We start from the raw sequence: 14,065 nt of genomic DNA, 5'->3' as shown, positions 1-14,065 counted from the left end.
CGATGACTCGTCTCACCGCGAAAGACTTTGCCCCCGAACTGCTGGAACTCTACGACGGCTACGCCCACGGCAAGCTCAACCGCCGCGAATTTCTCGACCGCGCGGCGCTGTTTACCTTTGGCGGCCTCACCGCCTCGGCCCTGCTGGCGGCCCTGAGCCCCAACTATGCCCTGGCCGAACAGGTGAAATTCACCGACCCGGACATCGTTGCCGACTACATCACCTACCCCTCGCCCAAGGGCAACGGCACCGTACGTGGCTACCTGGTGCGCCCGGCCAAGGCCACCGGCAAGCTGCCGGCCGTGGTGGTGGTCCACGAAAACCGTGGCCTCAACCCCTACATCGAAGACGTCGCCCGGCGCCTGGCCAAAGCCGGGTTTATCGCCCTCGCGCCGGACGGCCTGACCTCGGTGGGCGGCTATCCCGGCAACGATGAAAAAGGCGTGGCGCTGCAACAGACAGTCGACCCGACCAAGCTGATGAACGACTTCTTCGCCGCCATCGAATGGCTGATGCACCACGACAGCAGCACCGGCAAGGTCGGCATCACCGGCTTCTGCTATGGCGGCGGCGTGACCAATGCGGCGGCGGTGGCTTACCCGGAACTGGGCGCGGCGGTGTCGTTCTATGGGCGCCAGCCGGAAGCCAAGGACGTGCCGCATATCAAGGCGCCGATCATGCTGCATTACGGCGAGCTGGATACGCGGATCAACGAGGGGTGGCCGGCGTATGAAAAGGCCCTGAAGGCCGCCGGCACGACTTATGAAGCGTACATCTACAAGGGCGCCAACCATGGCTTCCATAACGATTCGACACCGCGTTATGACGAGGCCGCGGCGAATCTGGCGTGGGAAAGGACACTGGGTTGGTTCCGCAAATACCTGGCATGAATACAGTCCAAATATGGGAGGAGGCAAGCCCCCTCCCACATTGATCGTCACCTCATTCCAGCTCAGTGTTCCAGCGCATACCGGCGGCAATGGTTGAGGTAGCCCTGCTCATGGCTGCCCACCAACTGCACCACGCTGGTCCATAACCACGACGGCGCATCCAATTGCCTGGAGCGGTTTTCCTGCAGCACCGACATCCAGCCCTTGCGCGTCGCCCGGTCCATCTGCCGGGCATGGGCGATACCGACCACCCGCGCCAGGTAACCGGCGGCGTGCATGGCATCGAGTTCACTCAGTTCGTCCAGTTCCAGCTTCATGTCCTGGGGCAACAGTTCGCGGATGAAAAAGCCATGGTCCAGAAACCGTGTCGCCACCATGCGTTCACCCAGGCCCGGCGACAGCTGGCGGGCGCCCTCCACCACTCGGCGGCCGTTGTCCCTGGGCATCTTCGCCCGTGCCGCGCGCGGTGCGGCGGCGCCGACGGCTTCCTTGATATCGAGCAGGCAGTATTCCTCATCGTCCTTGTCGCCCACCCCCAGCAATACGGCGTAGCGCAGCAGGCCGAGGGAGCTGCAGCCCTTGACCCAGTAAGCCGAATCCAGCAGTTGGACCTTGGCGTCCTTGGGGCGGCCCTTGAGCGAGGTGACCAACTGATGGATGTCATCCGACGCGCAGACGCTTTCCAGCGCACTTTTTTCTGCCCGCGACAGCGACCAGAAATGCTTGCCCAGCGGGATCGTCGGCCGCACGTTGTCGATGCGCTCACGGGCCAGGCTTTTCCAGGTGCGCTCGACGGCGCTGCGCATCCCCGCCTTGACCTGGGACGGACGCGGCGGTACCTCGTCGGGCTTGTCCTTGAACGCCTGTTCATAGCCCACCATCATTTCTTCAAGCATGCGCGCGGTGGTCACGCCCGGCAGGTCCGAACCGCGCGCGGCGGTGGCCAGGGACAGCGCCAGGCGCACCAGGTCGTGGGCCGGGTTGCCGATCACGGCCTGGTCAAGGTCGCGGATATGCATATCGATGCGGCCCTTGTTGTCGCCGGTAGGCCCCAGGTTGCCCGCGTGGCAGTCGCCGCAGATCCAGATCGCCGGGCCTTGAGGCAGACGCCTGCCCATCTGGCTGTGCAGCCACTCGTAGAATTGCACGGTGCTGCCGCGCACATACGCGTGGGCGGAGCGTGCCATCTTCAAATTACGCAGTTGGGTGAGGTGTGGCATGCGAGCGGAGGGGCGCGGTGTTTTCATGGAATAACTCAGTGCAGGTGTAGCGGTAGAACGCCGGCCCCGAGCAAATGTTTCATTATGTTTCAGAAATAAACTCAAACACGCCCACTCTCCTCCAGCAACCACGCCTTGAAGGCCTGCATGGCCGAGGTCTCGGCCCGCGACTGCAGGCGCGTCAGCCAGTAGCTGCCGGTGCTGATGCCGACATCGAAGGGCTGGCGAATCACATCACTCTCCAGTTGCCGCGAGAACATCATCGCCGGCGCCAGCGCCACGCCGCTGCCTTGCAGTGCCGCCTCCATCATCGCCAGCGACGAGTCGAACACGATGCTGCGCGGCACCAGGGTGTCGGCGGGCAGCCCGGCGGCCTGAAGCCACAGGCTCCACTCATCCGCACGGTAGGAGCGCAGCAGCGTGTGTTTCAACAGGTCGGCCGGCGTTTGCAACTGCGCGGCGAGTGACGGCACACACAGTACCGTCAGCGGCGCTTCCAGCAACTCCAGCGCATCCGTGCCGTGCCAGGCACCGGCACCGAAACGGATCGCGTAATCCAGGCCTTCGGCAGCCACGTCGACGCGGTTGTTGTGGGTGGACAGGCGCAGGTCGATGAACGGGTAGCGGCTCTGGAAGTCCGCCAGACGTGGCAGCAGCCAGCCGACGGCAAAGGTGCCGACCGCGCCCACGGTGAGTACCTCGCGGTAATGCCCGCCCTCGAACTGACCCAAGGTGTGGGCAATACGGTCGAACGACTCGCGCACCACCGGCAGCAGGGTTTCGCCCTCGCGGGTGAGCATCAACCCGCGGGGCAGGCGCTTGAACAAGGTGACAGTGAGCTGCGCCTCCAGGCTCTTGACCTGATGGCTGACCGCCGCCTGGGTCACGCATAACTCGATGGCGGCGCGGGTAAAGCTCAAATGCCGGGCGGCCGCTTCGAAGGCGCGCAAGGCGTTCAACGGTAAGTGGGAGCGGAGCATATTGACCCCAATATTTCTAATGACTGCTGCGAGATATCATCGTTTGCCCAGGACCGGCGAACGGCCTACATTTGCCTCGCCCGCGCAGGCCCTTCATTCAATCGATCATTCTCATGGAAGCGTTATCATGCCCCAACATTTACTGTCTGGCGTGCGTAATTTCACCGCCCTCGCGGTGTTTATCGCCGCCGGCAACTGCCTGGCGGCCACCGACCTGCAGGCGGTGGTGGATGCCAATGTAAAACCGCTGATGCAGCAGCAGTCGATTAACGGCCTGGTGGTCGGCGTGGTGCGGGCCGGCAAGGCGCAATACTTTAACTACGGCGTCGCCGCCACCGACACTCGCCAGCCGGTCAGCGAAAACACCCTGTTCGAAGTGGGCTCGGTGAGCAAAACCTTCACCGCGACCCTGGCCGGTTACGCGGTAGCCCGCGGCAAACTCACGCTCTCGGATCCGGCCAGCCATTACCTGCCTGCACTGGGCGGCGGCAAGTTCGACCACATCAGCGTGCTCAACCTCGGCACCTACACCGCCGGCGGCTTGCCCCTGCAATTCCCCGCCAACGCGGATAACAGCCAGCGCATGATCAGCTACTTCCAGCAGTGGCAACCCGACTTCGCCCCTGGCACCCAGCGCCTGTATTCAAACCCGAGCCTGGGGTTGTTCGGCTACCTGGCGGCGCAGAGCCTCAAGCAGCCGTTCGATCAGGCGATGGAAAAGACCCTGTTGCCCGCGCTCGGGCTCAAGCACACCTTCATCAAGGTGCCGCAGAGCCAGATGAGCCTGTACGCCCAAGGCTATGGCAAAGATGGCAAACCGGTACGCGTCGGCCCCGGCGCCCTGGACAGCGAGGCCTACGGCATCAAGACCAGCGCTGCGGACTTGCTGAAGTACGTTGACGCGAACATGCACCCGGCGACGCTGGATAAAACCCTGCAGCAGGCGATCAGCGTGACTCACACGGGCTACTACAGCGTGGACGGCATGACCCAGGGCCTGGGTTGGGAAATGTACCCCTACCCCATCCCGCTCGATAGGTTGATGGCCGGCAACTCCACACCCATGGCAATGGAACCGCACACGGTCAACTGGCTGACCCCGCCCCAGGCGCCCCACGCCGACACCCTGGTGAACAAGACCGGCTCCACCAATGGGTTTGGCGCCTACGTGGCGTACGTGCCGAGCAAGGGAGTGGGCGTGGTGATATTGGCGAACAAGAACTACCCGAATGCCGAACGGGTAAAGGTCGCCCATGCAATCTTGAGTGCGCTGGACCACTAACGATGGAGGGGCCGGTGCGACGATTCGACTGGCCCCCTCCCACCTATTGACCCGCGCTACATCCCCAGCCAATGCGGCAAGGCCAGCGAGATAAACGGCAAGTACGTGACCATGATCAGGAACACCAACAGGATCATCAGCCACGGCAACGCCGCACGAATAGTCTGCCCCAGCGTCAACCCGGTCACCGCCGAGGTCACGAACAGGTTCAGCCCCACCGGTGGGTGCACCAGGCCGATTTCCATATTGACCACCATCACGATGCCCAGGTGAATCGGGTCGATGCCCAGCTTCATGGCGATCGGGAAGAAGATCGGCGCCAGGATCAGCACGATGGCCGAAGGCTCCATGAAACTGCCGGCGATCAGCAGTACCACGTTGACCATGATCAAAAAGCCAATCGGCGTCAGGCCCTCGGACAGCACCCAGGCGGTGATTTCCTGAGGGATCTGCTCGGTGGTCAGCACATGGGCGAAGAGCATGGCATTGGCGATGATAAACATCAGCATGATCGCCAGGCGCCCGGACTCCAGCAGCACCTTGGGGCAGTCGCGCAGCTTCATGTCCTTGTAGACGAACAACGCCACGAACGCCGAGTACACCGCCGCCACCGCCGCCGCTTCGGTGGGGGTGAACATGCCGCTGTAGATGCCGCCGAGGATGATCACCAGCAACAACAGGCCCCAGAAGGCGCGGCGCGCACAGCCCAGCCATTCACGAAACGTCGCCCGTGGCTGGGCCGGCAGCTTCTTGATGCGCGCGACGATGTAGATCGCCACCATCAGCATCAGGCCCAGCAGCAAGCCCGGGATCACCCCGGCCATGAACAGCTTGCCCACCGAGGTTTCCGTCGCCGCCGAGTACACCACCATCACGATCGACGGCGGAATCAGGATGCCCAGGGTGCCGGCGTTGCAGATGATCCCCGCGCCGAATTCCTTCGGATAACCGGAGCGCACCATGCCCGCCACCGCAATCGAACCCACCGCCGCCACCGTCGCCGGGGATGAGCCGGACAGCGCCGCAAACAGCATGCACGCCAACACCGCCGCAATCGCCAGGCCGCCACGGATATGCCCGACACAGGCGTTGGCAAAGTCGATCAGCCGCTGCGCCACGCCGCCGGTGGTCATGAACGCACCAGAGAGCAGGAAGAACGGGATCGCCAGGAAGGTATAGGCGTCGGAGGTTTCGAACAGCTTGATCGCCAGGGAACTGACCGAGTCCGGGCTGAACATCAGGATCGACACCGCGCCCGACAAACCCAGCGCGATGGCAATCGGCACGCCGAGGAACATGAACACGAACAACAACAGGAACAGACAGAGCACGGCCATCAGTGACGCTCCCCATGGCTGCCGGCCAACTTGCTGGCCTCACCGGCCTCGTCGGCCAGCCCCAACCCGACCTGACGGCGGGTAAAGATGCGGTAGAAAATTTCCAGGTAGCGGATAAACACCAGGGCAAAACCGATGGGCACGATGATCACGATGTCACCCACGTCGATGCCGAACTTATCGAGGTCTTCGGCGCCGATATGGGCGGTCATCACCGCGCTGACCCACTTGTAGCTGGCGACCATGAACAGCCCGGCATAGGCCAGGCAACACAGGCAGGCGAGCATGCCCAGCACGCGCTGCACCGGACGCCGGGTCAGCTTGACCAGCGCGTCCACCCCCAGGTGCCCGGCGGTGCGCACCCCATAGGAAATGCCGAAGAAAATCAGCCAGCCGAACATGGCCTTGGTCAGCGCAACGCTCCAGGTCATGTCCTGGGCCCAGGTCATGGTGCCGTCGCCCAGGGCGCTGAAGAAGTTGCTGCTGAAGGCCCACTTGTCGGCCAGGGCAAAGAACAGCGTGTAGATGTTGTTGAGCATGACGTAGACGAATGTCACCAGGGTCATGGCCGCCAGCAGGAAGGCAATAAAGCCTTCCTCCAGGTGCTCCCAGACGCGCCTTAGCGTTTGCATGGCAAAACCTCGCGAAAGCAAAATGAGATGTCAGGGCGGAAACCGGCCTTTACTGGTTGGCGGAATCCGCCGCCTTGATCAGATCAGCCCCGATCTCGCCTTCGAACTTCTGCCATACCGGGCGCATCGCGTCGCGCCACAACTGGCGTTGCTCGGGGGTCAGTTCGATGATTTCGCTGGTCCTGGCCTCGACGATCTTCTGCCTGGCCGACTGGTTCAGGGCTTCGGCCTGTTTGTTCACCTCGACGGTGACCTGCTCCAGGGTGCTGCGGATGTCGGGCGGCAGGCCGTTCCAGAACGTGGCATTGGTGATGACCATGTAGTCGATCAGGCCATGGTTGGATTCGGTGAAGTACTTCTGCACTTCGTTGACCTTCTGGCTTTCATAGTTCGACCAGGTGTTCTCGGTGCCATTCACGGTGCCGGTCTGCAAGCCCTGGTACACCTCGGCAAAGCTCATCTTGCGCGGGTTGGCGCGGATCGCCTTGAACTGTTCCTCCAGCACGCTGGAGGCCTGCACGCGGAATTTCAGGCCACGGGCGTCCTTGGGTTCATGCAGCGCCTTGTTGGCGGAGAGTTGCTTGAGGCCGTTGTGCCAATAGGCCAAGCCGAGGATGTTCTTGTTCTGCATCGAGGTCAGCAGTTGCTTGCCCTCGGCGGCCTGGAAGCGGTCGACGGCGGCCAGGTCGTTGAACAGGAACGGCAGGTCATAGATCTGCACTTGCCGGGTGTATTGCTCGAACTTGGCCAGGGACGGCGCCAGCATCTGCACGTCGCCCAGCAGCAGGGCTTCCATTTCCTTGCCGTCGCCGAACAGTGACGAGTTGGGGTACACCTCGACCTTGACCTTGCCGGGCAAGCGTTCTTCGGCGAGCTTCTTGAACAGCAACGCGCCCTGGCCCTTGGGGGTGTTTTCAGCGACCACGTGGGCGAACTTGATCACGATCGGGTCCGCCGCCTGGGCCAGGCCTGCGGCAAACAAGGTGGCGGCGCAGAACAGGGCCCGAGAAAGCTTGAGCATGGAAATCACCTTCTTATTGTTGTGTTGTAGGGCAAGGTGCCTGATATGACGCGTGTAGTGAATTTCGAATTTTTGATACCTGCGTTCGGCCACGCCGAACACCAACCTCAAGAAAAATGCAGTTCCCCCTCCCACCTTTGATTCGGTTCCGTCAGCTATGACTGTGCGAGCAACCGCTGCGCCCGCAACAAGACCGGCGCATCCACCATCTGCCCATCAATCTGATAAGCCCCCGCCCCATGCGCCCCGGCGTCCACCACACGCTGCGCCCAGGCCAGGTCTGCGGCGCTGGGCGCCAACGCTTCATGGATCACCGCCACCTGCCTGGGATGGATACACAACGCGCCGGCAAAGCCCATTTCATAGGCATGCCGGATCGAACGGCGCAGGCCGTCGGGGTCGTCGATGGCCGGGTGCACGCCATCCAGTGGCGCCACCAGGCCAGCCGCGCGGGAGTGCACGATCAGCGCCAGGCGTGCCTGGTCGAGGGCGAACTGCGCGGCCGGGGAGTTGCTGCTCAGGTTGAGGTCCAGTGCCAGGTCCAGGCCGCCGAATGACAGACGTTCGACCTGCGGCGCCTGGGCGATGTCGGCCAGCGCCAGCAAGCCGCGGGCGCTTTCGATAATCGGCCAGATCAGCTTGCCCGCCGTGGCGACCACCGCCACCTGGGCCGCGCTTTCCACTTTCGGCAGGAGTACACCCGCCACGTTGGCGTAGGCTTTGCAGAACGCCACATCGTCGAAATGCCCGGCATGTTCCGGCGCGTTGATGCGCACCCACACCCGGGCCTGCGGATGAGCTTGCAGAAACGCTGCGAGGTTATCCCGCGCCTGGCGCTTGAGCGGCTCTTCCACCGCGTCTTCGAAATCCACGATCACGGCGTCGGCGCCACTGGCCAGCGCCTTGGCAAAGCGTTCCGGTCGGCTGCCGGGAACAAACAGCGCAGAGCGCACAAGAGGATTTGGCATAACGGACTTCCTTATTAGATAACGCCGCGCGCACGCAGGCTGTCGATGGCATCGCCGGAGTAACCGAGCTGCTCGAGGATGCCCTGGCTGTGCTGCCCCAGCGCCGGCACGGCGTCCATGCGCGGGGTAAACGCCCCGTTGCGCGCCGGCGGCAGCAGCGACGGCAACGGCCCGGCAGGGCTTGCGACTTCACGCCAACTGTCGCGGGCCTTGAGCTGCGGGTGGTCCCACACGCCTTGCATATCGTTGACGCGGGCACTGGCGATCTGCGCGTCCTCCAGGCGCTGGATCACGGCCTCGGCATCCAGTTGGGCAAAGCTGTCGACGATGATCTGGCGCAGCGCCTCGCGGTTGGCCGAGCGCTTGAAGTTGGCGCTGAAGCGCTCATCCGTCGTCAGCCCAGGCGTGAGCAGCACCTTGTCGCAGAACGCCGCCCATTCGCGCTCATTCTGCAAACCGAGCATCACCGTGCCGCCGTCACCGGTGGGAAACGGCCCGTAGGGGTAGATGGTCGAGTGCGCCGCGCCGGCACGTGGGGGTGGAGGCGCACCGTCGAAGGCGTAGTACATCGGGTAGCCCATCCATTCCACCAGGCTTTCGAGCATGCTCACGTCGATGCGGCTGCCCTGCCCCGTCTTGCCGCGCAACAGCAGCGCGGAAAGGATGCCGCTGTAGGCGTACATGCCAGCGGAGATATCGGCGATGGAGCAACCGGCCTTGGCCATCTGCTCGTCACCTGGGCCACCGGTCACCGAGAGAAAGCCGCCCTCGCTCTGGATCAGCAGGTCATAGGCTTTCTTTTTCTCGTAGGGCCCGCCTTCGCCATAGCCGGAAATGTCGCAGACGATCAGCCGTGGAAAGCGTGCATGCAGCGCCTCGAACGACAGGCCCATGCGCGCCGCCGCGCCCGGTGCAAGGTTCTGCACCAGCACATCGGCCTCCGCCAGCAGGCTGTCGAGGATGGCGTCGGCTTCGTCCTGCTTGAGGTCCAGGGTGAGGCTTTCCTTGGAGCGGTTGGTCCACACGAAATGCGAGGCCAGGCCACGCACGCGCTCGTCGTAGCCACGGGCGAAGTCACCGGCACCGGGGCGTTCGATCTTGATCACGCGGGCGCCGAGGTCGGCCAGTTGACGGGTGCAAAAGGGCGCGGCGATCGCGTGTTCCAGGCTGACAACGGTGATGCCGTCCAGCGGTCGTGGGTCAGTCATGACAGTTCCTCAGAGCCAGTGGGCCATGGACGCGGCGTTGCGCACATCCCAGACCTTGGCGATCAATGTGTCGGCCTGGGCCGGTGTACGGGCGCTACTGAACCGGGCGAGGCGCTGGAATTTATCCGCCAGCTCTGCACGGCTCAGGGTGTTGCCCGGGTCGCCCTTGGGCTCGTCGATGGCGCCGTGCAGGGTGCGGCCGTCAACCGTGGTGACGGTGACACGGCCGAGCCAGCGCTGCGGGTAGGCGCCATCAACCTCGGGGTCGAGGGTCATGCTGACCCTGTCGCGAAAGGCGGCGACGGCGGGATCGGTCAACGCCGACTCATGGAACTCGGTGAGCCCGGCCTTGCCATGCACGGCGATCAACCCCAGCACGGTGCCCATGGAGAACTTGGCCTGATGCACGCTGGTCGGCACGCTTACCCGCCCCAGCACATCGATGGCGCCTTGGTGCACACGGGTTTCCACACCGGCGATATCGACGGCATCCAGGCCTTCGCGTTGCATCAACGCCAGCAACGCATCGGCGGCCGGATGGGTATGGCGGCACGACGCATGGAACTTAAACGAGGTCTCCAGCAGCGCCCAACGGCTACCAAGGCCAGCCGACAATTTGCTCGGTTCGGCATCCGTGGACATGCCCGCCGCCAGGCCCTGGTCGCCTTCGAGGATATTGCGCGCACCGGTCAAGCCATCCGCCGTCAGGTACGCGGCGAGCAAACCGTCCGCGGCCGCCTTGGCCGTGTGCAGTTGCTTGGAGTCGGCGGCATCGCGCAGGAACTCCCACAGCCCGGCGGCCTGGGTGCCGGCGCTGCCGAGCAGATGGATGAACTGGTCCTGATTGAAATCCAGCAACTTGCCCACCGCCACGGCCGCCGCCAGGGTGCCCACCGTGGCCGTGGTGTGGAAGATGCGGTAGTGGGAGCGCCCCATGAATTCGCCGATGCGGATTCCGGCTTCATAACCGGCTACCGAGGCCAGCAACAAGTCACGGCCGGATTTACCGAGGTCCTGGGCGGCGGCCAAGGCAGCGGGAAACACCACGGTGGCCGGGTGCAGCACCGAGCTGTTGTGCAGGTCATCCTGTTCCACCAGATGGGACGAGGCGCCGTTGACCAACGCGGCGAAGTACGCGCTGCTGCCGGTGCCATTGACGATCACCTGGGTCGGGCCGCTGCTCGGGCCCATCTTCTGCGCATAGCGCTCGAACAACGGGATCGGGTGCGCGCCCTGGCTGGCCAACGCGGACGCCAGCCAATCCAGGAACAGGTCTTCGGTGCGCGCCAGCACGGGTTCGGGCAATTGCTCGTAGGCCAGGTCGGCCAGGAACCGACACAGGGCTTGGGTATGGCTCATGGGCAGGCCCTCAGAAACTGCGTGGCAGCTCGAGCAGGTGCTCGGCCACGTAGGACAGGATCAGGTTGGTGGAGATCGGCGCCACCTGGTACAGGCGCGTCTCGCGGAATTTGCGCTCGACGTCGTACTCACAGGCAAAGCCAAAGCCGCCGTGGGTCTGCAGGCAGGCATTGGCCGCTTCCCAGGACGCCTTGGCCGCCAGGTACTTGGCCATGTTCGCGCTGGCGCCGGCATTCACACCGCTGTCGTATTCCGCACAGGCGCGCCAGCGCATCAGGTCGGCCGCTTCGACTTCGATATGGGCTTCGGCAATCGGAAACTGCACGCCCTGGTTCTGCCCGATGGGCCGGCCGAACACCACGCGGTCGCGGGCGTAGGCGCTGGCCTTGTCGATAAACCAGCGGCCGTCGCCGATGCATTCGGCAGCGATCAGGGTGCGTTCGGCATTGAGGCCGTCGAGGATGTATTTGAAGCCCTTGCCCTCCTCGCCGATCAAGCTATCGAGGGGCAGTTCAAGGTTGTCGAAGAACAACTCATTGGTCTCGTGGTTGACCATGTTCGCGATGGGCTGCACGGTCAGGCCGTTGCCGATGGCCTCACGCAGATCGACCAGGAAGATCGACATGCCTTCGGACTTTTTCTTCACCTCGGCCAACGGTGTGGTGCGCGCCAGCAGGATCATCAGGTCGGAATGCTGCACCCGCGAGATCCAGACTTTCTGGCCGTTGATCACGTATTTGTCGCCACGCTTGATCGCGGTGGTCTTGATCTTGGTGGTGTCGGTGCCGGTGGTGGGCTCGGTGACGGCCATGGATTGCAGGCGCAATTCGCCACTGGCGAGCTTGGGCAGGTAGAAGCGTTTTTGCGCTTCGCTGCCGTGACGCAACAGGGTGAACATGTTGTACATCTGCCCATGCACGGTGCCGGAGTTACCGCCGCAGCGGTTCACCTCCTCGAGGATCACCGAGGCTTCGGCCAGGCCCAGGCCGGAGCCGCCGTATTCCTCGGGAATCATCGCCGACAGCCAGCCGGCGTCGGTCAGCGCCTTGACGAAGGCTTCGGGGAAGCCCTTTTCTTCGTCGATCCGGCGCCAGTAGGCCGCGTCGAATGCGGCGCACAAGGCGCGCACGCCGTCGCGGATGGCATTGAGTGCTTCGTTGTCATTCGGGTTCATCTCACGGCTCTCCGCCTGTTGTTCTTGGCTTATTCGAAATGCACTTCAGCGGTTTGCGCCAGGCCATCGGTATTCCCGGCCCACAACGCCGCCACTCCGGTTTCACTGATGCGACCGCCCACGTCGAACGGCTGCGGCGCAATCAACGGGCGCACGCCGCGATAGGCAAAGCGGCGCACGCTGGCTTCGGGATGGGCGCGGCAAAACGAGCGCAGGCTCAAGGTCGCGATCAGCGGGCCATGCACCACCAGCCCGGCGTAGCCTTCGGTGCCGGTGACATAGGGGTAGTCGTAGTGAATGCGGTGACCGTTGAAGGTCACGGCGCTGTAGCGAAACAGCAGGGTCGGCGTGGGGTCGATGGTTTCCTGCCACTCACCCTGGGCCGGGGCCTCGCCGCTGCCCGGCTTGGGCGGCGTCGGCTCGCGGTAGACGATGTCCTGTTCTTCGCGGATCGCCAGGCGACCGTCCTGGGCATAGTCGTGGCGCACGGTGACAAACAACAGCGAGCCGCTGCGGCCGGTCTTTTCTTCGACCTGGGTGATGGTCGACACACGGGTTGCCGCCTCGCCGGCCCGCAGCGGGTGCAGGAACTCGATACGCCCGCCCGCCCACATGCGGTTGCGGTTATCCGCCGGCGGCAGGAAGCCGCCACGGGCCGGGTGGCCGTCGCCGCCCAGGGCACTTTCCGGCAGCGGGTCCTGGAAGAAGCACCACTGCCACAGCGGCGGCAGGTCCGCGCCCTGCTCGGGGACGGCTTCGCCAAAGGTGGCGGCAATGCGTTTGAGTAGGTTATGGCTCAGGTGGTCGTGGGCGGTTTCGCTTCGGCCGATCCAGTCAGTGGCGCTCATCAGGTACAGGTCCTCGGGCAGTGAGTGTCTGCCCCGGATCATGCAAGCGCCGGCCCGTTCTGAGAATTTGCATTTCAATAAACCAGCGTTCGGTTATGCTGAACACCGCATTCCAACCCGTACCGTTTGTGGCGAGGGCGCTTGCTCCCGCTGGACTGCGCAGCAGGCCTGGTTTTTTGCGGCCGCTTCGCGCCCCAACGGGAGCAAGCGCCCTCGCCACAGGTCTTCGCAAGCCTGGAGTTTTGCATGCACTTCGACCTGGCCGACCTGCGCCTGTTTATCCATATCGCCGAATCCCCCAGCCTCACCCAGGGCGCCAGGCGCGCGTTCCTCTCGCCGGCCGCCGCGAGTGCGCGGATCAAGGCGCTGGAAGGCCAGCTCGACACGCGCCTGCTGTACCGCGACAGCCGTGGCGTAGAGATCACCCCGGCGGGCGAACGGCTGCTGCACCATGCGCGGTTGATCATGCGCCAGGTGGATTACCTCAAGAGTGAGTTCACCCAATACGGTGTGGATTCCGCCGGGCATATCCGCATCTTCGCCAACACCACGGCGGTCACCGAGTTCCTCCCGGAGGTGCTGGCCGGTTTCCTGTCCCAGCGCCCTGGCGTGACCGTCGACCTGCAGGAGCGCTTATCCCGCGATATCGTGCGCGGCGTGCTGGATGGCACCAGTGACATGGGCATCATCGCCGGCCCCGTGGAGGCGGCCGGTTTGCAGGTGCTGCATTTCAGCACCGACACACTGGTGCTGATGGTGCCCGTCGGCCACGCCCTGGCCGATCAAGCCTCGGTCACCCTGGAACAGACCCTGGCCTATCAGCATATCGGCCTGCATGAAGGCAGCACCTTGCTCAGCTTCCTGCGTGAACACGTCGAGCGGTTGGGCAAGCAGTTGTCGCTGCGTATCCAGGTGTCGAGTTTCGAGGCGATTTGCCGGATGGTCGAAGCGGGCGTGGGCATCGGCATCATCCCCGAGTCCGCCGCCGTACGGCACAGCCGCACCATGCAACTGGTGGCGGTGACGCTGGATGAGCCGTGGGCGATTCGCGAGCGCAGTATTCTGGTCAGGGAGCTTGAGGCACTGCCCGGCACCATACGGGCATTGATTGCCACGTTGATGCCGGAAAGCACCTAAGCTCAGAAG

13 protein-coding genes are annotated in these 14,065 nt (G+C 63.9%); 3 read left to right on the top strand and 10 right to left on the bottom strand.

Features of this window, described 5'->3' with window-relative positions; all coding sequences use genetic code 11:
- Window positions 1-2: 2 nt before the first annotated feature.
- Window positions 3-890 carry a YghX family hydrolase gene (gene yghX, locus BB029_RS30220; protein WP_065942060.1) on the top strand — a complete coding sequence of 296 codons (888 nt, stop codon included), beginning with the start codon at window positions 3-5 and terminating at the stop codon, window positions 888-890.
- A 62-nt stretch (window positions 891-952) separates the two neighbouring features.
- Here the strand turns inward: yghX and BB029_RS30215 are convergent, their stop codons facing one another.
- Together BB029_RS30215 and BB029_RS30210 are read right to left on the bottom strand one after the other, a co-directional pair.
- The gene (locus BB029_RS30215; RefSeq protein WP_065942059.1) at window positions 953-2,137 is read right to left on the bottom strand and encodes a DUF2252 family protein; all 1,185 of its coding nucleotides are present in this window, start codon (window positions 2,135-2,137) and stop codon (window positions 953-955) included.
- Window positions 2,138-2,211: 74 nt separating this feature from the next.
- Window positions 2,212-3,090, bottom strand: a complete 879-nt coding sequence (locus tag BB029_RS30210) for a LysR family transcriptional regulator (RefSeq protein WP_065942058.1) — start codon at window positions 3,088-3,090, stop codon at window positions 2,212-2,214.
- Between the two features lie 127 nt (window positions 3,091-3,217).
- Between BB029_RS30210 and ampC the strand changes: the two genes are divergently transcribed.
- Window positions 3,218-4,372: a class C beta-lactamase gene (gene ampC, locus BB029_RS30205; protein ID WP_065942057.1), complete on the top strand. Its 1,155-nt coding sequence runs from the start codon at window positions 3,218-3,220 to the stop codon at window positions 4,370-4,372.
- Between the two features lie 56 nt (window positions 4,373-4,428).
- Here the strand turns inward: ampC and dctM are convergent, their stop codons facing one another.
- The 8 genes from dctM to BB029_RS30165 form a co-directional block, all read right to left on the bottom strand.
- Window positions 4,429-5,709, bottom strand: coding sequence for a C4-dicarboxylate TRAP transporter large permease protein DctM (gene dctM / locus BB029_RS30200; protein ID WP_065942056.1), 1,281 nt, complete (start codon window positions 5,707-5,709; stop codon window positions 4,429-4,431).
- Complete coding sequence (locus tag BB029_RS30195; protein ID WP_027608529.1) at window positions 5,709-6,341, bottom strand: TRAP transporter small permease; 633 nt, start codon at window positions 6,339-6,341, stop codon at window positions 5,709-5,711. The genes dctM and BB029_RS30195 overlap by 1 nt, the downstream gene beginning before the upstream one ends.
- Before the next feature lie 49 nt (window positions 6,342-6,390).
- The gene (locus BB029_RS30190; RefSeq protein ID WP_065942127.1) at window positions 6,391-7,362 is read right to left on the bottom strand and encodes a TRAP transporter substrate-binding protein; all 972 of its coding nucleotides are present in this window, start codon (window positions 7,360-7,362) and stop codon (window positions 6,391-6,393) included.
- 155 nt (window positions 7,363-7,517) lie between these two features.
- Complete coding sequence (locus tag BB029_RS30185) at window positions 7,518-8,330, bottom strand: CoA ester lyase (protein WP_065942055.1); 813 nt, start codon at window positions 8,328-8,330, stop codon at window positions 7,518-7,520.
- A 14-nt stretch (window positions 8,331-8,344) separates the two neighbouring features.
- The gene (locus BB029_RS30180) at window positions 8,345-9,538 is read right to left on the bottom strand and encodes a CaiB/BaiF CoA-transferase family protein (protein WP_065942054.1); all 1,194 of its coding nucleotides are present in this window, start codon (window positions 9,536-9,538) and stop codon (window positions 8,345-8,347) included.
- Window positions 9,539-9,547: 9 nt separating this feature from the next.
- Entirely contained in the window at window positions 9,548-10,897 is a 1,350-nt protein-coding gene (locus BB029_RS30175; protein WP_065942053.1) for an MmgE/PrpD family protein, read from the bottom strand.
- A gap of 10 nt (window positions 10,898-10,907) precedes the next feature.
- A complete protein-coding gene (locus tag BB029_RS30170) occupies window positions 10,908-12,071 on the bottom strand; it encodes an acyl-CoA dehydrogenase family protein (RefSeq protein WP_065942052.1) in 1,164 nt (387 codons plus the stop codon).
- A 29-nt stretch (window positions 12,072-12,100) separates the two neighbouring features.
- Complete coding sequence (locus tag BB029_RS30165; RefSeq protein WP_065942126.1) at window positions 12,101-12,919, bottom strand: MaoC family dehydratase N-terminal domain-containing protein; 819 nt, start codon at window positions 12,917-12,919, stop codon at window positions 12,101-12,103.
- A 246-nt stretch (window positions 12,920-13,165) separates the two neighbouring features.
- Here BB029_RS30165 and BB029_RS30160 point away from each other — a divergent pair, with 246 nt between their 5' ends.
- Window positions 13,166-14,056: a LysR family transcriptional regulator gene (locus tag BB029_RS30160; protein ID WP_065942051.1), complete on the top strand. Its 891-nt coding sequence runs from the start codon at window positions 13,166-13,168 to the stop codon at window positions 14,054-14,056.
- Window positions 14,057-14,065 lie beyond the last annotated feature (9 nt).

The sequence above is a fragment of the Pseudomonas sp. S3E12 genome (genome assembly GCF_001702295.1).
Taxonomy (GTDB): Bacteria; Pseudomonadota; Gammaproteobacteria; order Pseudomonadales; family Pseudomonadaceae; genus Aquipseudomonas; species Aquipseudomonas marginalis.
The sequence above is the reverse complement of the archived record's forward strand: the minus strand, read 5'-3'. Positions and strand labels throughout refer to the sequence as shown.